This is a genomic window from Faucicola sp. SE7633 (assembly GCF_059264685.1).
The window spans coordinates 1-20391 of record NZ_JCADBW010000032.1; the positions used below are offsets into that span (position 1 = coordinate 1).

The window sequence follows — 20391 nt, forward strand, 5'->3', positions numbered from 1 at the left end:
ATGGATGAAACAGGATTTTATCAAAGGCAATACTACACCCGCAGTTGGTCGCCTATTGGCAAACCTTGTTATGCCAAAATTGAAGCTAACAAGGGAAAACGCTTAAACTTAATCGGAGCAATGCGACTAAATGATTTTAAAGTTATTGCTCCTGTTATCTTTGAAGGTAGTTGTAACCGTGTGATAGTTGAAAATTGGCTACACACATTAGCACAATCTTTGCCAAAAGATGAAAATGGGCATTATCCAAAACGTGTATTGGTGTTGGATAATGCTAGATTTCATCATGGTGGCGATTTAAAGCAAATTGCCGAACTTTATAATATTGAACTGATGTACTTACCGCCTTACTCACCTGAACTTAATCCAATTGAGCAGTTGTGGGCAGTCATCAAGCAAAAGGTTCGTTTAACGCTAAGCAATTTTGATACGCTTAAGGAATGTGTTGAAAGTTGCTTGGTATAATTCGGTTTTGACTATACAAGCCCAAAAGCACAAACACCGTTGCAAAGCTTAGTAAAATAATTGGCTGTTGGAGCATATTCATCAAGCCAAGCGATTGCCCAAATACTGCAACCAATGCCCCCACTAATCCATAACTGGTTGCTACACCCACACCATAGCTACCTGTTAATAACAAGCCTTTTTTAGCAGAAGGACTATGCTGACGTGCCACAATATTCACCACGATAGGTAGCATTGGTAGTACACATGGCGTAAATGATAAACCCAACCCTGCCAAAAATAACAATAGTAATGCCCAGCCTGTATGCCGACTCAATCCAAAAATATCATTGTCACCCTGTGAGGGATGTTGAGCTGTGATGTCGGTCGTGATAGGTGGCGAGAGTGGGGCCTTGTCTGTGATAACAGGAGTGGTATTATTGGGCGATGGACGTAGGGTCGTAGGCACAGCACTAGCGGCTTGTGGCGTGATAGGCTGTAAGGTGAAATTTACTTTTTCAGGAGGGTAACATAGTCCCATCTTAGCACAGCCTTGCCACTTCACAATAGCAGGCTGTGCTTGCATAGGTTTTAATACAGAAAGTGTCGTTTTAGCAGTAAAGCTTTTATCAATAATAGGTACACGCCCGAAACTGGGGTCATTCACAAACGTGGCAGTTTGGTCAAAAACCAAAGGTGTGGCATTCACACCTTGAGGTAATTCAAGTTTGAGCTTATCTTGATATACAAAATAGCCATCTTTGACATCTGCCTGAATAGTGAGCTGATTACCTTGCTGGGTCGTTGTTATCGCAAATGCCTCTTGAACGGGCAACGGTTTGGATGGATTGGTCGTATTGGCGTTATTTGAACTAAAAATATCAGACAAATTTATAGCATGGGCTGGAGTTACCTTGATAGCTATGATAAAAACAATAGCTAATAGTTGAACTAACGAAATAAAATAACTTCGTTGATAGGAGGAAATTATATTTTTAGTTATCATATTGCTGGCACTTATAACTCATATCTTGATTCGTATTTTCGGTTTGTAGCTTAATTGAGTTTATAGATATTATTTAAGCATCTATCATAGGTGGTTCTCGACGTTTAGCTTCCAAAAAAAAGCTATCTATCAATACCAATACTACGCCAAGATTAATCGCCACATCCGCCAAATTAAAAATCGGGAAGTTCCACACATTCGCATAGTGCACATGTAGAAAATCAACCACATAGCCTAAACGCACCCTATCCATCAAGTTACCTAACGCCCCTGCCATTATCAATGCCAATCCTGCTGATAACACCCCTGTATCACGGGGTAAACGCCTTAAATAGACAATAATAAATCCACATACGCCAAATGCTAACCCACTAAAAAAGAAACGTTGCCAACCGCCTTGGTCAGCAAGAAAGCTAAAGGCAGCTCCATAGTTATGGGCTAGGGTAAAGTTAAAGATTGGCTCAATGACCGATACTGTTTGGTATAACTGAAAGTTATTTTCAACATATACCTTGGAAAGTTGGTCAATCCCAACCACCAACGCACTTAAGCCATACCATAGCCAAGCAGTTTGGGGATTTTTAATATCACTTAAGGTGTTTTTCGACGGCTGCATAACAACTCGATAAATTTAGGTATTAGGTAAATGACGACTTAACGAACTCTTTATGGTTTGGCTGTGGTTTTGACTTCATTGGCAACCATTGCCTGTAACCCATCGGGTGATAGTTTAGTTAGCAACTTGCCATTGACATAGTAAGTCGGTGTACCTGAGATTTTAATAGTTTTGGCATCGTCCATGTCTTGTTTCAGTACTTGGTTAATTTTATCACTATTCATACTGGCACGAGCTTTTTGTTCATCAAGCCCAGCCTTGATAGCCGCTTGCCAAGCCGCTTTAACTGTTTCGTCGTCATGCCACTGCGGTTGGGCTTCAAATACCGCTGCTAAAACTGGTTCGTATATACCCTGTTCTTTGGCAGTTTCTAAAATACGAGCCACTTGTTCAGAGCCTTTATGAAATAAGGTGTAACGTAGCACCAGCCTTACCTTACCATTATGCTCATTGATGATTTGTTTAACATACGGATTCATTGCCCGACACGCCTCACATGAAGGGTCAAAAAACTCTACTATAGTTACAGGGGCATCTACCTTACCAATAATAGGTGAATGCGAGCGTACTAAGGTATCTGTAGCGACTTGCTTGGCAGTAATAGTATCAGATTCGCCTTGTGGTGTAGATTGGGCATTAGTTGTAGTGGGAGTTTGGCTATTATTTGAATTAGTGGTGGTTTGTTGTCCACAAGCAACCAACGTGGCTGAAAGAGCAAGTAGCGTAGTCACTAGGGTAAGTGTAGTTTTTTTCATGAAAAATTCCTTATAGACGAGTAGCCATTTTTAGTTAAAATTTTGATTAAATAATTAAATGGATATACCACATTAGCGTTTATCCACAAAGTCCATACGTTGAATTCGCATGGCATTGATAATGGCTAATAAAGCCACACCCACATCAGCAAATACTGCCTCCCACATCGTCGCCACACCGCCAGCACCCAATATTAGTACAATAGCTTTGACCACAAATGCCAAGGTAATATTTTGCCAAACAATTTTACGGGTTTGTTTGCCAATATTAATCGCCATTGGAATTTTTGATGGTTTATCATCTTGAATGACCACGTCAGCGGTTTCAATTGTGGCATCACTGCCTAAGCCTCCCATAGCAATACCCACATCACTTAAAGCGACGACAGGAGCATCATTCACTCCATCTCCCACAAATGCCACGGTTTGTTTTTTATTGGCTTTATTAGAAGGTTGGTCTTTGATAGTTTTTAAGTGGGTTACTTTATCATCAGGCAATAAATCACCGAAATAACGTTCAATGTGTAACTTGTCGGCGACTGACTTTACTACGGCGGTTTTATCACCACTTAACATTGTAGTCGTGACCCCAAGCTGTTTTAAGGTATCAACGGCATGAGAAGCATCTGCTTTGATTTGGTCGGCAATGGTAAGAAAGCCCACATATTGCCCTGCATACGCCATAACGATGACAGTATCAATACTTTGAGCCACTTCGCTAGGATATTGAATATTAAATTTATCCAATAATTTTGCATTTCCTGCTAAAAAAGATTGCCCCTTGATACTAGCGGTTAAACCATACCCCGCAATCTCCTGCACATTGTCTAGGGCAATCGTGCTATCGACTTGCCCAACATACTCGTGGACTGCGGTAGCTATGGGATGCGTAGATTTGCTTTCTATAGCATTTAGATAGCCTAGCATCATATTTGGGTCAAAGGCTGGCTCAATGTTTACCTCTTGGACTTTGAACACCCCCTCAGTCATCGTTCCCGTTTTATCCATCACCACATTGTCAATGGTCGCTAGGGTATCTAAAAAATTACTGCCCTTAAATAAAATTCCATTACGGCTACCTGCCCCAATACCACCAAAATAGCCAAGCGGAATCGAAATCACCAAAGCACAAGGGCAAGATATGACTAAAAATACCAAAGCCCGATACAGCCAATTACTAAACACATAATCAGCCACAAAGAAATAGGGTACAAGGGTAATAGCAATCGCTAAGGCAACTACTATCGGGGTATAAATTTTGGCAAACTTACTGATAAAAAGCTCAGTCGGGGCTTTTTGGCGGGTCGCATCTTGCACTAAGGCTAAAATTTTAGACAGCTTGGAATCTTGATAAGCAGTCGTAACTCTAATTTGCACCACATTTTGTAAATTAATCATCCCTGCCAATACCACATCGCCTTGACGTTTGGTATCGGGTTTACTTTCCCCTGTCAAAGCCGAGGTATTAAATGAAGCGGTATCAGAAAGTAAGACCCCATCCAGTGCTAGCTTTTCACCTGCTTTTAGCTGAATAATTTGTTCGACACCCACGGATATAGCTTTAACAATGCTGGGTTGGTTATTTTCAATGATGGTGACCTCATCAGGACGTTGGTCAAGCAAAGCTTTGATATTTCCCTTTGCACGTTGTACTGCCATTGCTTGAAAGATTTCCCCTATAGTATAAAAAAGCATGACGGCAACACCCTCGGGGTATTCGCCAATGGCAAATGCCCCAATGGTCGCAATACCCATCAGAAAAAATTCTGAAAACCAATTGCCAGACTTGATACTTTCAAAAGCCTCTCTTAACACAGGAAAGCCCACAGGAATATAAGCAATGGCATATACAATAAAGCGTGGTATTTCCGTGAACCATACAGGTTTTATCACATGGTCAAGCACTAGCCCAATGGCTAATACCACAAAGGCAATTATCGCTGGTAAGAAAAGCTGAAACGTGGTTTTGTCACCTGTGTCATGCGACTGGTCATGCCCATCTTCATTACTGTGACCCTCATGGTTGCCATGGCTAGCGGTTATGATTTTTTCTTCCTCGTCGGTACAGCAACAATTTTTTGACATACGACACCTTTCTAATGGTTTTATTAAAGATTACCTGTTACTATAAACCCTGTAGTCACTACAGGGTCAAGTAATAATAATCCAAGTCATACGAAAAGGTCACTTATGTCTATATTTAAAATCAGCGAGTTAAGTAAAAAAACAGGGATTAATATCGAAACTATCCGTTACTATGAGAAAATTGGGGCGATAAATAAAGCCAGTCGAGGCGAAAATGCGTACCGCTATTTTAACCAGCATGCTATTGAACAATTAGAATTTATTAAAACCTGTCGTTCATTAGGTTTTACAATGCAAGAAATTAAGGCTTTTAATCAACTTAAGCAAAATCCCAACCAAAGCTGTGTGATAGCGGATAAGCTAGTTGCTAGCCATTTGGCACAGATTGAACAAAAAATACAGCAATTACAAACTATTCGAGCCTTATTACACACAATGAGCAATTGTCAACAAGATTCTGTCGATAAGTGCAAAGTAATTCATTCATTACAATTCGCACCCACTTTAATAGAAGAAGGAATTAAACTATCTACGACAGAGCTAGAGGCAATACGGTAGAGGTAACATATAATACTTGGGTATCTATATGTAGCTCATAATAGGACAGCTTACTGCCAATTCTTACTTAAGATTTCGGCTCAATCTTTTCCCCGTCTTCCTTGACAAAAGTTTGAGTTAAAGGCATATCAATCAAATCTAGCACCACCTCAGACGGACGGCACAGCTTAACCCCTTGCTTTTTACCATTTTCAGCTACCACGATTGGGCGGTTGATTAAGATTGGCTCGGCTAACATGGCTTGGATAATGTCATCATCAGTCAAATTAGGGTTATCTAACCCACGTTCGGAAAATGGTTCAACATTGACCCGCAGTAATTGCCTAGGCGTAATCCCCATTTTGGCAATCAAATCACGCAGGGTTGGCTCGGTAGGCGGATTTTCCAAATAGTGAATAACCGTTGGCTCAATGCCTTGATGTTTAATAAAAGCGAGGGTATTGCGTGAGGTACCGCAGTTTGGGTTGTGGGGGAATCTTGCGCTTGGGTTTGTTGGTTGCCATTTTAATGTCCATTTACTGAAAATCATGGACATTATCTCGCTTCATCTAAGAGTGCAGTAGAGGGGATGGTCGGGGGCTTACTAAGCAAGGATGGATACCGTTCAACTACCCACAGCTCCATGCTATACGCCTCTTAGCTATTGGTAGTTACGTTAGACCAGAAAGGCTTATAGAACTAAATATTTTTATCAATGATGGTCAGCCACAAGCAGTACGTTTTAAGAAACAACAACGTCAACCGACTAGCCCGTATGACTTCGTACTAATTGATCCTAATAAGTGGCAACAATACGAGCCATTACAGCGTTTTTATAAATATCTACCCAAACGTCCTTATTGCAGTAACTGCAAGGACAGCCAAGCCTTTATTTTAGATAAAGATAAGGCGATGAGGTTAAGCTATATCCAACCTAACCACCCTTTGTTTGCCCAGTGTTTAGCGTTTGATGTTGATGACTTGAAAGGGCGGTCAGCTTGGACAGCTTGGAAAGACTACAATCTACCCCCGCCTAACATTATTGTCAAAAATCCCCTTAAAGACAGTTGTCATTACATTTATTTGCTCAGAGTACCCGTGACCAATGCCAGAGATTTAACACAGCGAGCAGTCAAGCACCTAGATGCTATTCATAAACGTATGCGTGTTTTGATTCAAGCTGATTTGTCTTTCTGTGGCAGTCGCATAAAGAATCCATTTTCAGCTAAACATGATACCTTTGTTAGCGGTGCAGAGCCGTACACGCTTGAACAGCTTGCCGAAAATCTAGACCTATATACTGATGTATATTGGGAGGAAATCAACGCAGAGCGAGCCAAAGACAAAGAGCGTAAAAAGTTATCTATTGATGAATTACATGGCTATTTGGGGCGTAATCACGCTATCTTTGATAAAGTGAGATTTATTGGATATCGTAACTCACATTTATCATTTAATCAGTTATACAAGTTATTGCTTGTCGAGTGCCAGCAATACAATGCAGAGTATTACAGCAGCGACCCTTTGCCGCACAACGAGCTGACACACATCGCTAGGTCAATTACACGCTTTTGCAAGTCAAGTCTCTTCGGTCAATACAACGAAAAATCAACCGCTAAATTTAGCAAGCTTCAAGCATTTAGAGCCAACCGAGCCAATGCCCAGGGTGCTAATTCTAAGGGCGGTCAAGCACGCTCAGCGACTTATGCTCCCAAACGTACCTTAGCTGATGAGATGAGTAAACAGGGGCTTAAAAACAGCGTGATTGCTCAGACTTTAAACGTAACCACTAAAACACTTAGAAATTGGGGAATTTTTGCCAAAAAATCCTAGCCCTAAAAAAGAGAAAGTGCCGCCGTAATCAGATATTAGCCCCGTAGGGGTTGTTCTTACTCTTTATAGCGAATCCGTTAGATTACCTTTATTAAACTAATTAGCCATTGGTGGCCGCGAGTCATCTATTGACGCCGCCGCCACGATTGATGATAGCAGTAATGAGCGCGCACTTGAGCGTTTGAATAAATCTATCAAGAATAAAGTGCCGCAAGTTCGTGATGTAATCGAACAAATTAATGCAGAAATGCACCGTGAGCAAGCCAAACCATTAGGGGCTGACAGATTAGCCAGAAATGGTGGAAGCTATTATGAGATTATTGTTGAAGTTAATGAGACGGGCGTTTATCAACAAGTCGGAAATACAGTTGTATCGCATGATTAATAGCCGCTGTAGATATCACGTCCGAAAACCTTCAGGACCAATTGGCTCAATGGCAGCATTACTATAATTGGCTAAGACCTCATTGAGGGTCGGCTGGGATTCGTGTAAAATTCCGCAAAATAAGAAGTAAATAATTGTTTTTAAATTTTTTATTTAATATTTCTCTTTATCCACTGCACTACCCGAATTAGCTTTACGATGTAAATTTTGGGGTGAAATTTACTCCACCAATGCCTTGAAGTTCGTTTTGCTCATAAAATCGCGCAATTCACCTAAAATGGAGTCCTGCGCTTCCAACTTGGCATTTGCAGTTGCTAATTCTAGCTGAAGACCATGCACTTTAGCGCTGAATGATTCCATTTGATTTGTTGCTTCAACCAGTTGATCATTTTGATTTGCGATCATGATTTCTCTATCTACAAGTTGAACTTCCAACACTTTACTATGTTGCTCATTGGCTTGTAGTTGCTGAGCCAGTCGCTGATTCTTATGTAACTCATCGCTCAAGCCTCTTTAAGCATGGGATAAATCTGCGGCCAAACGCGTACTCTCTTGATTCAATTTGGTTGATTCATCTTGTTTGATGATGACTGTCTGCTGTACTTGACGCAGTTCTGCTTGTAATTGCTGTATCTGTAGCTCATGGCGTCGTTGATCTTGCTCTCGTTGCTCTTTAACGGATTGGCGGTAGTGTTCTAAAGCATCTCGTGCGTGCTGGTGTTTTTCTTCAAGTGACTGACGATGCGCCTCATTCTCGGCCAGACGATCATTCAAGTCGGCAACTTGTTGCGTTAACGTATGACGAGCTATCGTTTCCTTTTGTAGGGCAATATGCGTTTCGTGATGAGACGACTTTTCCTGAAGCAGAGTGCTTTCTGACAGCCGCACTCGATTACCCAATGCTTCAATTTCAGTATGTAAAGCTAATAATTGTTCAGCATGTTGTTGATCCTTTACGGTACTTTCAGCACGTATTTCATTGACTTGAACATTAGCCTCATCTTGCAATTGGCTAGAGAGTCTCGAAATGAGATTCTGTAAAGCCTCACTGATGTCAACTTTGTGTCTAGTGGCTCCGCCGTCCTCCTCTTCAAGCTCTTTCAAATACTTATGAATGGTCGTTTTTGACCCTGTATTGCCGAGTTCTACGCGCACCGCATCGACGGAGGGGTATTTACTTTGTGCCAGTAAAGACTCACGAGCCTTCTTAACTTCAGATTTATACAGTCCCGTGCGCGCCATAACAGCACTCCCACTCTATAGTGTAATATATTACATACCACGTAATTAACCCGAATTCGGTATAAGAATTAATATAAATATTTGATATTTATAAATATTTTAGTACAACAGCACCTTCATATCAAAAGAATTTGCCTTTCTAGTCAAAAAATCTGTGCGTTTTGTAGCAAAAATATCAGTAAAGTATGATTATAATTCTTGCTATTTGGTGCTTTGAATAGAAATGATAGCATTTCTTATATCGAACTCAGGTTAATTACATACTAACAATTTCAATTAATCAAGTTATTTTTGGATGATAAATGACACAGATAACTAGCCGTTATCCTGTGTTATGGCGTTTTATATAAATAAGATGGGAGTTTTTATAAGAAATATTACATGCTGCCAAAGACTTCTTTAATTTGTTGCTTGACCTACTGCCGACAAATGCCTAGCCAGTTTACGCCCCAATTCATATGCTTCTTGGACAGTCACTATTTCAACTCGTGGGTGCTCTAAAGCCCAGTCGTGAGCTACACGGCTGGAGGCAAAAAAATGTACATGACAGCAAAATGATAAACGAATATCAGTTTTATTCTGCGGAAGTATCAGTGATACCACGGCATCAGATGGAGTGATGTCCAACACCTCATCGGGTGTAACAGTAAGCAATATAGGCACGCTGGTGCTCGCACAACGTGAATGCACATAAGCGGTTTGATTAAGCAGCGGTGGAAAAATCAAGGTATCGAGTGCGCACCATGTGTATAGCCGTTGGCCATTAATTTCAACGGTGTGCATGGTTTCGCGTTGCGTGAGACCATACCCGACAATATCTCCCGTATTGTCATATTCGATACCAGGAATTTCTTTAAGTATCGACGCTAATTGCTCAAGGTCGCAATTTAAAGCCGTTGCCAGGATTGTGGGTGAAACTGATTGCCCTTTAATCAGTTCATGCAGCAATACACTAAATAGACTTGCTAAGTTTTTAGGCTGATTGGCTGGGATGAGACGATTGGCAATCTCTGTAACGTAGCGTGTGATATCCATAATTGTTCCCTTTACCCCGCGCAGCACGAAAGCTGCTTCACATCCTTGGAGAAAGTCTGCGCCGCGAGCTTCAGTCCCTCGACCATCGTCAGGTAGGGGAACAACTGGTCAGCCAATTCCTGAACGGTCATGCGGTTACGTATCGCAAGCGCTGCCGTTTGAATTAGTTCGCCCGCTTCAGGTGCCACAGCCTGTACGCCAATGAGTCGTCCGCTACCTTCTTCGATGACCAATTTGATGAAGCCGCGCGTGTCGAAGTTGGCGAGCGCACGCGGTACGTTATCCAGCGTAAGTAGGCGGCTGTCGGCCTCAATCCCGTCGTGATGCGCTTCCGCTTCGCTGTAGCCCACGGTAGCGACTTGTGGATCGGTGAACACCACCGCTGGCATAGCTGTTAGATTGATTGCAGCATCACCGCCTGTCATATTAATGGCCGCACGGGTGCCAGCGGCGGCGGCTACATAGACAAATTGTGGTTGATCCGTACAGTCGCCAGCGGCATAAATGTGTGTGGCACTGGTACGCATGCCTTTGTCGATGACGATAGCTCCTTGCGCGTTGACGGCAACACCTGCCATATCCAATGCCAAGCTGCGCGTGTTCGGTGTTCGGCCCGTGGCGACCAATAGCTTATCGGCACGTACTTCGCTGTGTCCCGTGGTAAGTACAAATTCACCATCCTGATGTACGACGTTGCTGGTTTGCGTGTGTTCCAGCACCGTGATCCCTTCGGCACGGAAGGCGGCGGTGATCGCTTCACCGATAGCGGGGTCTTCACGAAAGAACAGCGTACTGCGTGCCAGAATCGTGACTTGACTACCTAATCTGGCAAATGCCTGAGCCAGTTCCAGCGCGACTACAGACGAACCAATCACAGCCAAGCGTTTGGGAATGGTGTCACTGACCAAGGCTTCGGTGGAAGTCCAGTACGGCGTGTCTTTCAAGCCAGCGATGAGCGGAATGGATGGACTGGCACCCGTGGCGATCAGGCAGCGATCGAATGCCACAACGCGCTCATCGCCGTCATTCAAGCGCACGATGAGACTTTGGCCATCCTTGAAACTGGCCACGCCGTGTAGCACGTTGATGGATGAATTACTTTCTAAAATACCCTCGTATTTGGCGTGACGTAGTTCATCAACACGAGTCTGCTGCTGGCTCAGAAGTTTACGGCGATCAATCACTGGTACAGTCGCGGCGATACCATCGTCGAACGAACTTTCGCGGCGCAAATGGGCGACATGGGCAGCACGAATCATGATCTTGGACGGTACGCAGCCGACATTGACGCAAGTGCCACCGATGATGCCGCGCTCAATCAGCGTGACCGTCGCGCCTTGTTCGACGGCCTTTAGCGCTGCCGCCATTGCAGCGCCGCCACTACCAATGACGGCGATATGTAGCTCTTCGTGCTTCTCTGTTGGCGCGGCATCTACGAGTGTGGTCTTGTAGCCGAGTCCTGCTACGGCAGCGATCAGTGCAGGCAGAGATGTGCTTGGCTCGGTTGCAAGTTGCGCCGTACCCTTGGCGTAGGACACATCCACTGACTGCACGCCTGCCACTTTATTCAAAGCTTCCTTGATATGCACTGCGCAAGATTCGCAGGTCATGCCTGTAATTCGCAATTGGGTCATGTGATTGCTCCTGTGGTTTTGATGGCAACGGTTAACTCCGCCGTTCGCAATTTATTCATAGATTGTAGTTATCAGGCTGCACCACCCAGTCAGACTGACGAATGTAATGACCTCGCCAGTCTGACAATCAGCAGCAAATCCCACCGACAATCAGAAGCGTTACAACACTGGCGATTGTAACGATGATGATGAGATCGGTTTTCTTCGAGATCAGCCATGCTTTCACTTTTATGCCCCCAAGCTGTTGCCTTTCCAGAGATTTCTACTGTTTGACAGTTGATGGATAGCCAGCGTCCTCGGTTGCCTTGGTTAGCTTCTGGATATTGGTCTTCGCATCATCGTAGCTAACGATGGCTTCGCGTTTCTCGAAGACGATGCCTACTTTGCTGACACCATCGACTTTGGTGAGCGCCTTCTTTACAGTGATTGGGCAGGCTGCACAGGTCATACCTGACACAGAGAGCGTGACGGTTTGAGTGGTTGCCAATGCAGGGGAAACAGCGGCTGCAAGAACCATAGAAACTAACAACTTTTTCATGATGAACTCCAGTCTAATAGAAAAATGGTACGACATAAGGAAAACCAAGTGCGATCAGTACCAGTACAGATACTCCCCAGAAAATGATCTTGTACGTGGTTCGTACCTGTGGGATCGCGCAGACTTCGTCTGGCTTGCAGGCTTGTACTGGTCGGAAAATTCGCCGCCAAGCGAAAAACATCGCCACCAGTGCCACGCCGATGAAAATCGGGCGGTACGGTTCCAATGCGGTTAAGTTCCCGATCCAAGCACCACTGAATCCCAATGCGACCAGAATCAGTGGACCTAAACAACAAGTAGATGCAAGGATCGCTGCCAATCCGCCAGCGAAAAGAGCACCGCGTCCATTTGGTGATTTAGACATAAGTTTCTCGTTTCAAATCTTGAGTGGATAGCGTAAGATTACCTCCGTAGTTATGTACGGAGTCAAGTGGTATGCGAGATATTTTGGAGAACTTAACCATAGGCTCTTTTGCCAAGGTAGCTAAGGTCAATGTGGAGACCATTCGGTTTTACCAACGCAAAGGCTTATTGCCTGAGCCAGATAAGCCTTACGGCAGTATTCGTCGATATGGTGAGGCTGATGTGGCGCGAGTGAGGTTTGTAAAATCAGCCCAACGATTAGGCTTTAGTCTGGATGAAATTGCTGAATTACTCAGATTGGACGATGGTACCCACTGCGATGAAGTTAGTCAACTGGCCGAACACAAGCTCCAAGACGTCCGTGAAAAAATGGCCGATCTAACGCGTATGGAAGCAGTGCTGTCTGAGCTTGTATGTGCCTGCCATGCACAGGGGGAAAACGTTTCATGCCCGCTAATTGCAGCACTCCATGGAGAGTAATATCTCTTTCAATCCTAGAATTTAGTAGTCGATAAATTAGCAAACCTTCAACGATTGCTAATAAGAATATCAGGTGAGTATCCGTGACTAAACTAGATCAATATGTTCATGCCGCGACACGTGATAATACTCGTCGCAGTTATCAATCTGCTATTCGGCACTTTGAAACTGAATGGGGTGGCTTTCTACCTGCAACTGCCGATGGTGTTGCACGATACTTAGTTGATCATGTGGGATTGTTGTCGATCAATACACTAAGGCAACGGCTGGCTGCATTAGCGCAGTGGCATCTTGATCAAGGCTTTCCTGATCCCACAAAAGCCCCTATTGTGCGCAAGGTATTTCGCGGCATTCAAACCCTTCATCCCGCACAAGAAAAGCGAGCAAAACCATTTCAAATTGAGCAATTAAGGCTGGTTATAAATTGGCTTGATCAATCTATTGAATCGGCTAGACTTACGGATAGCCATGGCGACGTATTACGACATACCCGCAATAAATCCATGCTCTTACTTGGATTTTGGCGTGGCTTCCGTGGTGATGAACTGACACGGTTGCACGTGGAACATGTTGAAATCGTCCCAAATGAAGGGATGATCTGTTTTTTTCCTCAAACCAAAGGAGATCGCCAACTTAAAGGTACTCGTTTTAAAGCACCTGCATTATCTCAATTATGGTAAGCCCCCGACCATCCCCCTATTGAGATGGTTTCCAGCAATGTGGTAGCAGCTCATCAATCTGGCTATCAGGATGCGTCGGCAGACGTCTCAGCACATCCGCCAAATACGCATACGGATCAAGCCCATTCAATCTAGCTGACTGGATGAGTGACATAACATTCGCCGCCCGCTGACCACTCTCAAGCGACCCTGCGAACAACCAATTCTTACGTCCGAGAGCCCAAGGGCGCATCTGATTCTCCGCCCAATTATTATCAATCGGCAAATTGCCATCATCCAAATAACGAGTTAATGCCGTCCAACGTTTCAAGCAATACTCAATCGCCTTGGTAATACTGGCATTCTTAGTCGTGCCTAACCTTTTCTCCTGTAACCACACAAGAAGCCTATCCGCAACTGGTTTAGCCTTATCCTGCCTGATTTGCCTAACGACTTGGGCATCTCTAGGCGTTGGTGATTGGTTTTTCTCAAACCGCTCATCAATCTCACGTTCAACGGCATACAGCGATTGAAACAGTTCTAGTGCCTCAATACTAATAAGACTCTGCCCTGTCACATGCAGCTCATGAAACTTACGTCTGGCATGAGCCATACAACCCACTTCAATCACCCCTCGCCCAAATAATGGCTTATAGCCGTTATAGCCATCACAGACCAGTTTGCCCTTAAAGCCCTGTAGAAAAGCATTGGGATACTCACTACCCCGACCTTGGGCAAAATCATACACCACCGCTTTGATTGGGCTGTGTTGTAGTGTTACATACGCCCACACATAGCCTTGCTTTAACTTGCCTTTAGCATCTTTCATGCCATAGCCATTTAACACTTTGACTGGGGTTTCATCGGCATGCACAATTGGCTGGGTTAGCATTATTTTATGCAAACGTTTAACTAAAAAACCAAGCTGTACCCCACAGCGTCCGACCCAATCGGCTAAGGTTGAATCGGATAAATACACCCCGCTTCGCTGATAAATCAGGCTTTGGCGATATAGGGGCAAATGGTCAGCGTATTTACTGATAAGCACATGAGCCAGTAGCTCAGGCGTGGCAATGCTTTTATCAATGATTTGAGGCTCGGTTTTGGCTTGAACCAGCTTCCCACGGTTACACGCAGCGTTACGGCAGGTGTATTTGGGATAAACATGACGCTCACGGTAAAACTGCTTTGGTACAAAGCCAAGTTTGTCTTGAACATCTTGACCAATTTGCGTCATTTGACAGCCACATTCACAGGTGGTTGACGGTGGTTCGTGGATGATGGTGTGAATGTCGAGGTTATCAGGGATAACGATGCGTCTTTGTCGTTTGGGTTTGGTTGGTTTTTCTGATGATGTACCTAATTGGTTATCCGACTTTTCTTCAAGTTCTTGAGTAGTAAGCGTTTGAGCATCAATCGGCTTGTTAGCAAGCAGTTTGGCTCGCTCGTCATTACTAAGATTGGCTAAGAAGTTGTCATGGGCTTGTTCAAGCGATGCCAGGTCTTCTAGGGCGGTTTCTTGGTTTAAGTGGGTTTGTTTGGGCGTTAAGCCTTCGCTTTTTTGCCCGAATAGACGATGAATAAGACGTTGCTGTTTGGCAATGGCGTCAATGAGTGCTTGGTTGATGCGAGCAAGTTCGGCTTCGTAGTGCTGCCTTTGCGCATCGATTTGTTTCTCGTATTGTTGTTTGAGTTGCGCTGCTTGCTGTTGGTATCGTTGTTCTAGCTGTTGTTGCTGTTCGGCTAGCTGTCGCTGATGGTCAATCGCTTGTTGTTTTTGTTGTTGTTCAAGTAGTGAGATTTTCGCCAGTAGTTGAGCGTATATAGGGTCTTGGGGTAAGTCGGGTGAGTGGGCAGCGGTCATGGCAGTAGTTTGCCATAACCGCTATCGGTTGTCAGCTAACGGGCGGTGATAGTTAAAATTTAGCGGGTTTATGATAAAGGCAGGTTAGGTCAGCGGTGTGAGTATGTCTTTGCTTAGGTTGTGCCAAGGCAAACCACTAATCAGGGCGTTGAATTGCTCGTGGCTGATGGTGAGTCCTGTGGTTGAGTTGGTCAGGCTGTGATGTCGCATGAGGCGTTCGCCAAGTCCGTGAAATTTGCTGTCGTCAAGTGTTCGGGTGCATAGCCAAATGCCCAGTCCATCATGAATGAGTATTTTTAGCCGGGTGCCTGTTTTGTTGTAAAATAGGTAGGCACAGTGTGGGCGGATGCCTGGGTGGTGCTGTAGGATAAAGGCGAGTAACTTGTTGCTGCCACACCGCATGTCCATGGGTGCGGTGGATAGCCAAATTTGTTGGGGGTTGACAAGGGGATTCATTGTAGCCCCCGTAGTAGTTCGATAAGGCTGTGATTGTCGATTTGGTCGATAGTGAGTTTTATGGGCATTGTGTTGTGAGTGGGGATTTGTAGTTCTATACGTATTAACTGGACATTTAAAAAAAGACCTTCACCTACAAAGAATCCGACCCCGTAAAACAGCAAGGTTTTAGCGTATGTTTAGCTATCATGGCTTTTTGGTTTGGTCTGACCAACATCCTATTTATGGATGAAACAGGCTTTTACCAAAGACAAAGCTATCATCGTAGCTGGTCACCGGTTGGCACACCTTGCTATGCTAAAATGGATGCCAATAAAGGCAAACGCTTAAATCTTATTGGTGCAATGAGTATGGCTGAATTTAAACTGATTGCACCTGTGACCTTTGAAGGTGGGTGTAAGCGTGATACGGTAGAAAATTGGCTTCACACGCTTGGTCAATCTTTGCCTAAAGATGAACTCGACAGCTATCCACAGCGTTTTTTAATCATGGATAACGCGCGTTTTCATCGGGGTGGTGATTTAAAACAGATTGCCGAAGAATACAACTTAACGTTACTGTACTTACCACCTTATTCTCCTGAGTTAAATCCTGTGGAGCATAAGTGGGCGGTGGTTAAGCGAAAGGTAAAACTCTCGATTAATGACTTCGATTCGCTTCATGATTGTGTTAAATACCGTTCAGTTTAATTTAGGGTTTACTATATTTACTTGGAAGATAAGTTTATGAAAAAATGTCTAAGAAGCTAATGTTTCTTAGACATTTCAACTGTATTAAATGCGTAGGTTAATGACCAAACACAATATTCACATCCTCAGATTTATCATGTACCCCAAAGCGGTCAACCAAGGTTTTGCTCGCTTCATTGAAGCCAATCACTTCGACATTCACGCCTTGCTTGCGGTATTTTAGTACCACTTTATCGAGTGCCGACACTGCTGTCACATCCCAAAAATGAGCATGGGTCAAATCAATACTCACTGCCTTAATCTGCGGATTGGTAAAATCAAACTGAGCCAAAAAATCATCAGCCGACGCAAAAAACACTTGCCCAATTACCGCATAACCCAAACTAGTCGCATCGCCTGTGGGCAATACTCGCACCGACAGATAACGACCGATTTTATTGGCAAAAAATAACGCCGACAATAAAACACCCGCAAACACACCTAAGGCTAAATTATGGGTATAAACCACAATCGCCACCGTTACCAGCATCACCACATTAAAACCAACGGGGTGAGTTTTTAATTCTTTAATTGATTGCCAGTTAAACGTACCAATCGACACCATAATCATCACCGCCACCAACGCAGGCATGGCAATGACCTTGAGTAAATCGCTTAAAAACACCACCATCAATAGCAAAAATACACCCGCCAAAAACGTCGATAATCGTGTACGACCGCCTGATTTGACGTTAATCACCGATTGCCCAATCATGGCACAGCCTGCCATACCGCCAAGTAAGCCGCTTGCGATATTGGCAATACCTTGACCTTGGCACTCTTGGTTTTTATCACTGTCGGTTTCGGTCATCTCATCCACGATGGTCGCTGTCATCAACGATTCAAGCAAACCCACTGCCGCTAGGCTCAACGAATACGGCAAAATAATCATTAAAGTTTCAAGGTTTAAAGGAATATCAGGCAACAAAAATACAGGTAGCGTATCAGGTAATTGCCCCATATCGCCCACTGTCCACACCTCAATGCCCATAAAATAAGTAAGCGCGGTTAAAGTCACAATCGTCACGAACGGCGAGGGAATCAGCGAGCCAATTTTTGGAATACGGGGAAATAATTGACTTCCTCCCCTCCCTAAAGTGAGGGGATTCCTTCTACAAGACGGTCAAGCCCGACCGCAAGAATGTTCCGACTGGCGTTAATATCTCTATCATGCCATGTGCCACACTTTGCACAAGTCCATTCTCTTATTCGCAAACCTGCGCTACCTTTTGGACTACTGGACATATCGCCACAGCACGAGCAAGTTTGGGTAGTGTATTTCTCATTTACGATTTCAAAACGGCAACCTGCATGCTTGCATTTGTAGGTCAGTTGGCGTTTGAGTTCAAACCAACCTGCGTCATATACGCTTTTGGCTAGTTTGCCTTTTTTACTGCTAAATTGACTGGTTTTAACGTCACCAACCACGATTAGCGCGTTATCTTTGACTAATCGGGTGGTGAATTTGTGGATGAGGTCTTGACGGGTATTTTTGATTTTGGCATGGATTGCCTTAACACGCTGTTTGTTTTTTGCTCGTTGGGCGATACTCAATTTTTTAGCCCATGCCTGTGTTTGTTTAATTTGTAGTTTATCGCCATTTGAGGCGGTGGCACTGTCTTTTAAGCCTAGGTCAATGCCTACACTACCAGTACCGCAAGCAGTTCTAGGGTATTCTTTGACGGTGATACACGCATACCATCGGTTACGGCTGTCTTGTACAATCTCGCAGGTGTTTATTTGATATAGGCTAAGATTGTAGCTATCCCATAGGTCGATGATAAGCTTTTGCCCTTTGGCTAAACTAAGCTGTAGGGTTGATTTTAAGCCTTTTTTACCCGTCTGATGGGTAGCTAGTAATTTGATTGCGGTTTGCTTAAATGGAATCCAACCTAGGCTTTTACGCTTTGAGTTTGGGTTGTTGGTTCGCCAGTTAAGTTTAGCCTTTTTGAATTGGCGTCGCGATTTGGCGTGAGTTTCGTTAATGGCTTGTATGGTTTGAGAATGCAAGCCAAGTAGTTCACCGCTACCTTTGGTGTATTCGTTTAGGTCATAGGCACTAAAGAATTTACCAGTACGTTGTAGGTATTTAAAACTCAAGTCATTGACATAGTTCCACACGAAATTGACCGAACCGCTTAGGCGGTTAAGCTTTGCTGTGTGTTTGTCTTTTATGCGTAGCTTGAGGGTTTTCATGGGGTTAGTTTAACATATTTAACAAGTTTCTGTGTGCAAGCATGGTTTCGGAGTTGCCTTATATCCACCGCCTAAAGTCGGTGGTTTTACGGCAACAGAGGATAAATAATTAAAAGCCCAGCGACTACAAGGGCATAAGTGTGCCATGTGGTATTGGTCAGCTCCGGCAGTTGTGCCATAAAAATCAAAATCGCCAACGCATTGACAAAGCCTATTACCACGGCTCGGGCGACGAACCGCATCAGCGAGCCAAGTTTCAGCCAACCTGCGATGATTTGGAACACCCCTGTCAAAATCGTGGCAGCCAGCAAATATTGCAACCCGTGTTCTTTCACCAATGTCACCATGACCAGTGCCATTGCCCCTGTCGCCGCCGAAATCATAGCAGGCCGACCACCAACAAAGCTAATCACCACGGCGATACAAAACGACGCATACAGCCCAATTTTGGGGTCAACGCCTGCAATAATTGAAAAGCAATCGCTTCGGAAATCAAGGCAAGTGCCACGACCAAACCCGATAGCACATCACCACGGACATTAGAAAACCAGTGTTGTTTGATAGTCGCCACAGAAAAAGTGGCTGGATTAAAAAAATGTGTCATCACTTACCCATTGCAAAATAACCCATACGTTAGCAACGGGCGTCAATCACCACCTGCTAAATACAAGAAAACGTATGTAAGTTATTCATGAAAAAAGAAAACGCCCAAAAAAGTCCGCCTGCAAGTACAGGAGAACTGAAACAAGTAGGTAAGTGAACTACTAGATTGGACGAAACATCAGGTAAGCCTTTTTAAGGTTAGTAAGGATATGGCATTGTTGACTTCCTCCCCTCCCTAAAGTGAGGGGATTCCTTCTGCAAGACGGTGAAGCCCCACCGCAAACCTAAGACAATGGCAACCGCCCGTACGACACACCGTACATCTTAGGTTCTTATTTTAAGCTAATCCTACCGTTAGGATTGTCATAGACACGAATTAGCTTAAGTGTGTGTTTGGAAACGTCTTACCAGTTAAGTTACTGCGTACTCGCAATTTAGTCTTAACTTAACTGTGGAATGTAAGACATTGAATATAGTGAGATGAGTATAGCAAAACTCATCGCATTTAACAATTGCATATCCACCGCCTTTAGGCGGTGGTTTTACGGCAATGGAGGATAAATCAACGCCACATGGTATGGTAAAAATGATAATTTTATAGGTAAACCCTGATAAAGCCCCCGACGTTATGGCTGATTAGGTGGAATCACTTCGCCATCTTCTTTCACAAACGGCTCGGTGAGTGGTTTATCTATAGTCAAAACCGAATTATACCAAGCAACTTTCAACACATTCCTTAAGCGTATGAAAATTGCTTAGCGTTAAACGAACCTTTTGCTTGATGATTGCCCACAACTGCTCAATTGGATTAAGTTCAGGTGAGTAAGGCGGTAAGTACATCAGTTCAATATTATAAAGTTCGGCAATTTGCTTTAAATCGCCACCATGATGAAATCTAGCATTATCCAACACCAATACACGTTTTGGATAAT

22 protein-coding genes and 2 pseudogenes are annotated in these 20391 nt (G+C 43.9%); 7 read left to right on the forward strand and 17 right to left on the reverse strand.

Going from position 1 to position 20391, the window contains the following annotated elements:
- The coding region (locus AC5L4R_RS09550; RefSeq protein ID WP_494478048.1) for an IS630 family transposase at positions 1–465 on the forward strand (465 nt) is incomplete at its 5' end.
- On the opposite strand, the gene AC5L4R_RS09555 is transcribed toward AC5L4R_RS09550, so the two are convergent.
- The 4 genes from AC5L4R_RS09555 to AC5L4R_RS09570 all read right to left on the reverse strand — a co-directional run bounded on the left by AC5L4R_RS09555 (position 434) and on the right by AC5L4R_RS09570 (position 4906).
- Positions 434–1450 (reverse strand): cytochrome c biogenesis protein CcdA, encoded by a 1017-nt coding sequence (locus AC5L4R_RS09555; RefSeq protein WP_079352265.1) that lies wholly within the window; start codon positions 1448–1450, stop codon positions 434–436. The genes AC5L4R_RS09550 and AC5L4R_RS09555 overlap by 32 nt on opposite strands.
- Before the next feature lie 73 nt (positions 1451–1523).
- Complete coding sequence (gene lspA / locus AC5L4R_RS09560; protein WP_067055811.1) at positions 1524–2066, reverse strand: signal peptidase II; 543 nt, start codon at positions 2064–2066, stop codon at positions 1524–1526.
- Between the two features lie 50 nt (positions 2067–2116).
- Positions 2117–2821: a DsbA family protein gene (locus AC5L4R_RS09565; RefSeq protein ID WP_007116050.1), complete on the reverse strand. Its 705-nt coding sequence runs from the start codon at positions 2819–2821 to the stop codon at positions 2117–2119.
- 72 nt (positions 2822–2893) lie between these two features.
- Positions 2894–4906, reverse strand: a complete 2013-nt coding sequence (locus AC5L4R_RS09570) for a heavy metal translocating P-type ATPase (protein ID WP_067055814.1) — start codon at positions 4904–4906, stop codon at positions 2894–2896.
- A gap of 105 nt (positions 4907–5011) precedes the next feature.
- Between AC5L4R_RS09570 and AC5L4R_RS09575 the strand changes: the two genes are divergently transcribed.
- Positions 5012–5464 (forward strand): MerR family transcriptional regulator, encoded by a 453-nt coding sequence (locus tag AC5L4R_RS09575; RefSeq protein ID WP_036594787.1) that lies wholly within the window; start codon positions 5012–5014, stop codon positions 5462–5464.
- A 67-nt stretch (positions 5465–5531) separates the two neighbouring features.
- Here AC5L4R_RS09575 and arsC read toward each other — a convergent pair whose 3' ends face one another.
- Complete coding sequence (gene arsC / locus AC5L4R_RS09580; RefSeq protein ID WP_494473701.1) at positions 5532–5993, reverse strand: arsenate reductase (glutaredoxin); 462 nt, start codon at positions 5991–5993, stop codon at positions 5532–5534.
- 239 nt (positions 5994–6232) lie between these two features.
- On the opposite strand from arsC, the gene AC5L4R_RS09585 reads away from it, so the two are divergent.
- Together AC5L4R_RS09585 and AC5L4R_RS09590 are read left to right on the forward strand one after the other, a co-directional pair.
- Positions 6233–7276 carry a replication initiation protein gene (locus AC5L4R_RS09585; protein WP_494473702.1) on the forward strand — a complete coding sequence of 348 codons (1044 nt, stop codon included), beginning with the start codon at positions 6233–6235 and terminating at the stop codon, positions 7274–7276.
- A gap of 181 nt (positions 7277–7457) precedes the next feature.
- Positions 7458–7661, forward strand: a complete 204-nt coding sequence (locus tag AC5L4R_RS09590; RefSeq protein WP_494473693.1) for a hypothetical protein — start codon at positions 7458–7460, stop codon at positions 7659–7661.
- A 219-nt stretch (positions 7662–7880) separates the two neighbouring features.
- Here the strand turns inward: AC5L4R_RS09590 and AC5L4R_RS09595 are convergent, their stop codons facing one another.
- The 6 genes from AC5L4R_RS09595 to merT all read right to left on the reverse strand — a co-directional run bounded on the left by AC5L4R_RS09595 (position 7881) and on the right by merT (position 12474).
- Positions 7881–8168, reverse strand: coding sequence for a hypothetical protein (locus AC5L4R_RS09595; protein WP_219332434.1), 288 nt, complete (start codon positions 8166–8168; stop codon positions 7881–7883).
- Between the two features lie 6 nt (positions 8169–8174).
- On the reverse strand, positions 8175–8903 hold the full coding sequence (locus AC5L4R_RS09600) for a DNA-binding protein (protein ID WP_219332435.1): 729 nt from the start codon (positions 8901–8903) through the stop codon (positions 8175–8177).
- Between the two features lie 399 nt (positions 8904–9302).
- On the reverse strand, positions 9303–9938 hold the full coding sequence (gene merB / locus AC5L4R_RS09605; RefSeq protein ID WP_007116054.1) for an organomercurial lyase MerB: 636 nt from the start codon (positions 9936–9938) through the stop codon (positions 9303–9305).
- An 11-nt stretch (positions 9939–9949) separates the two neighbouring features.
- The gene (gene merA / locus AC5L4R_RS09610; protein WP_494473694.1) at positions 9950–11572 is read right to left on the reverse strand and encodes a mercury(II) reductase; all 1623 of its coding nucleotides are present in this window, start codon (positions 11570–11572) and stop codon (positions 9950–9952) included.
- 262 nt (positions 11573–11834) lie between these two features.
- Complete coding sequence (gene merP / locus AC5L4R_RS09615) at positions 11835–12110, reverse strand: mercury resistance system periplasmic binding protein MerP (RefSeq protein WP_040403538.1); 276 nt, start codon at positions 12108–12110, stop codon at positions 11835–11837.
- Between the two features lie 13 nt (positions 12111–12123).
- Positions 12124–12474: a mercuric ion transporter MerT gene (gene merT, locus AC5L4R_RS09620; protein WP_040403539.1), complete on the reverse strand. Its 351-nt coding sequence runs from the start codon at positions 12472–12474 to the stop codon at positions 12124–12126.
- Between the two features lie 71 nt (positions 12475–12545).
- On the opposite strand from merT, the gene merR reads away from it, so the two are divergent.
- Both merR and AC5L4R_RS09630 read left to right on the forward strand, forming a co-directional pair.
- Positions 12546–12953 (forward strand): mercury resistance transcriptional regulator MerR, encoded by a 408-nt coding sequence (gene merR / locus AC5L4R_RS09625; RefSeq protein WP_494473695.1) that lies wholly within the window; start codon positions 12546–12548, stop codon positions 12951–12953.
- 83 nt (positions 12954–13036) lie between these two features.
- Positions 13037–13633 carry a site-specific integrase gene (locus AC5L4R_RS09630; protein WP_494473696.1) on the forward strand — a complete coding sequence of 199 codons (597 nt, stop codon included), beginning with the start codon at positions 13037–13039 and terminating at the stop codon, positions 13631–13633.
- 16 nt (positions 13634–13649) lie between these two features.
- Here the strand turns inward: AC5L4R_RS09630 and tnpC are convergent, their stop codons facing one another.
- Together tnpC and tnpB are read right to left on the reverse strand one after the other, a co-directional pair.
- Entirely contained in the window at positions 13650–15476 is a 1827-nt protein-coding gene (tnpC, locus tag AC5L4R_RS09635) for an IS66 family transposase (protein ID WP_494473697.1), read from the reverse strand.
- An 84-nt stretch (positions 15477–15560) separates the two neighbouring features.
- Entirely contained in the window at positions 15561–15932 is a 372-nt protein-coding gene (gene tnpB, locus AC5L4R_RS09640) for an IS66 family insertion sequence element accessory protein TnpB (protein WP_494473698.1), read from the reverse strand.
- A gap of 188 nt (positions 15933–16120) precedes the next feature.
- Between tnpB and AC5L4R_RS09645 the strand changes: the two genes are divergently transcribed.
- Positions 16121–16621, forward strand: coding sequence for an IS630 family transposase (locus AC5L4R_RS09645; protein WP_494473699.1), 501 nt, complete (start codon positions 16121–16123; stop codon positions 16619–16621).
- 97 nt (positions 16622–16718) lie between these two features.
- Here the strand turns inward: AC5L4R_RS09645 and AC5L4R_RS09650 are convergent.
- The 4 genes and pseudogenes from AC5L4R_RS09650 to AC5L4R_RS09665 all read right to left on the reverse strand — a co-directional run.
- A pseudogene (locus AC5L4R_RS09650) lies at positions 16719–17735 on the reverse strand (SulP family inorganic anion transporter); the annotation flags it as partial.
- A 17-nt stretch (positions 17736–17752) separates the two neighbouring features.
- Positions 17753–18856 (reverse strand): RNA-guided endonuclease InsQ/TnpB family protein, encoded by a 1104-nt coding sequence (locus AC5L4R_RS09655; RefSeq protein WP_494473700.1) that lies wholly within the window; start codon positions 18854–18856, stop codon positions 17753–17755.
- An 89-nt stretch (positions 18857–18945) separates the two neighbouring features.
- Positions 18946–19460 (reverse strand): annotated as a pseudogene (locus AC5L4R_RS09660) (SulP family inorganic anion transporter); the annotation flags it as partial.
- A 707-nt stretch (positions 19461–20167) separates the two neighbouring features.
- Positions 20168–20391 (reverse strand): transposase (locus AC5L4R_RS09665; RefSeq protein WP_494473431.1); only part of this gene is annotated, 224 nt, incomplete at its 5' end.

What these genes read in the sequence shown, in the direction of transcription:
- AC5L4R_RS09555 (WP_079352265.1), bottom strand. Translation starts at nt 1,450, where the DNA reads ATGATAACTAAAAATATAATTTCCTCCTATCAACGAAGTTATTTTATT.
- lspA (WP_067055811.1), bottom strand. Translation starts at nt 2,066, where the DNA reads ATGCAGCCGTCGAAAAACACCTTAAGTGATATTAAAAATCCCCAAACT.
- AC5L4R_RS09565 (WP_007116050.1), bottom strand. Translation starts at nt 2,821, where the DNA reads ATGAAAAAAACTACACTTACCCTAGTGACTACGCTACTTGCTCTTTCA.
- AC5L4R_RS09570 (WP_067055814.1), bottom strand. Translation starts at nt 4,906, where the DNA reads ATGTCAAAAAATTGTTGCTGTACCGACGAGGAAGAAAAAATCATAACC.
- AC5L4R_RS09575 (WP_036594787.1), top strand. Translation starts at nt 5,012, where the DNA reads ATGTCTATATTTAAAATCAGCGAGTTAAGTAAAAAAACAGGGATTAAT.
- arsC (WP_494473701.1), bottom strand. Translation starts at nt 5,993, where the DNA reads ATGATTTTCAGTAAATGGACATTAAAATGGCAACCAACAAACCCAAGC.
- AC5L4R_RS09600 (WP_219332435.1), bottom strand. Translation starts at nt 8,903, where the DNA reads ATGGCGCGCACGGGACTGTATAAATCTGAAGTTAAGAAGGCTCGTGAG.
- merB (WP_007116054.1), bottom strand. Translation starts at nt 9,938, where the DNA reads ATGGATATCACACGCTACGTTACAGAGATTGCCAATCGTCTCATCCCA.
- merA (WP_494473694.1), bottom strand. Translation starts at nt 11,572, where the DNA reads ATGACCCAATTGCGAATTACAGGCATGACCTGCGAATCTTGCGCAGTG.
- merP (WP_040403538.1), bottom strand. Translation starts at nt 12,110, where the DNA reads ATGAAAAAGTTGTTAGTTTCTATGGTTCTTGCAGCCGCTGTTTCCCCT.
- merT (WP_040403539.1), bottom strand. Translation starts at nt 12,474, where the DNA reads ATGTCTAAATCACCAAATGGACGCGGTGCTCTTTTCGCTGGCGGATTG.
- merR (WP_494473695.1), top strand. Translation starts at nt 12,546, where the DNA reads ATGCGAGATATTTTGGAGAACTTAACCATAGGCTCTTTTGCCAAGGTA.
- tnpC (WP_494473697.1), bottom strand. Translation starts at nt 15,476, where the DNA reads ATGACCGCTGCCCACTCACCCGACTTACCCCAAGACCCTATATACGCT.
- tnpB (WP_494473698.1), bottom strand. Translation starts at nt 15,932, where the DNA reads ATGAATCCCCTTGTCAACCCCCAACAAATTTGGCTATCCACCGCACCC.
- AC5L4R_RS09645 (WP_494473699.1), top strand. Translation starts at nt 16,121, where the DNA reads ATGGCTTTTTGGTTTGGTCTGACCAACATCCTATTTATGGATGAAACA.
- AC5L4R_RS09655 (WP_494473700.1), bottom strand. Translation starts at nt 18,856, where the DNA reads ATGAAAACCCTCAAGCTACGCATAAAAGACAAACACACAGCAAAGCTT.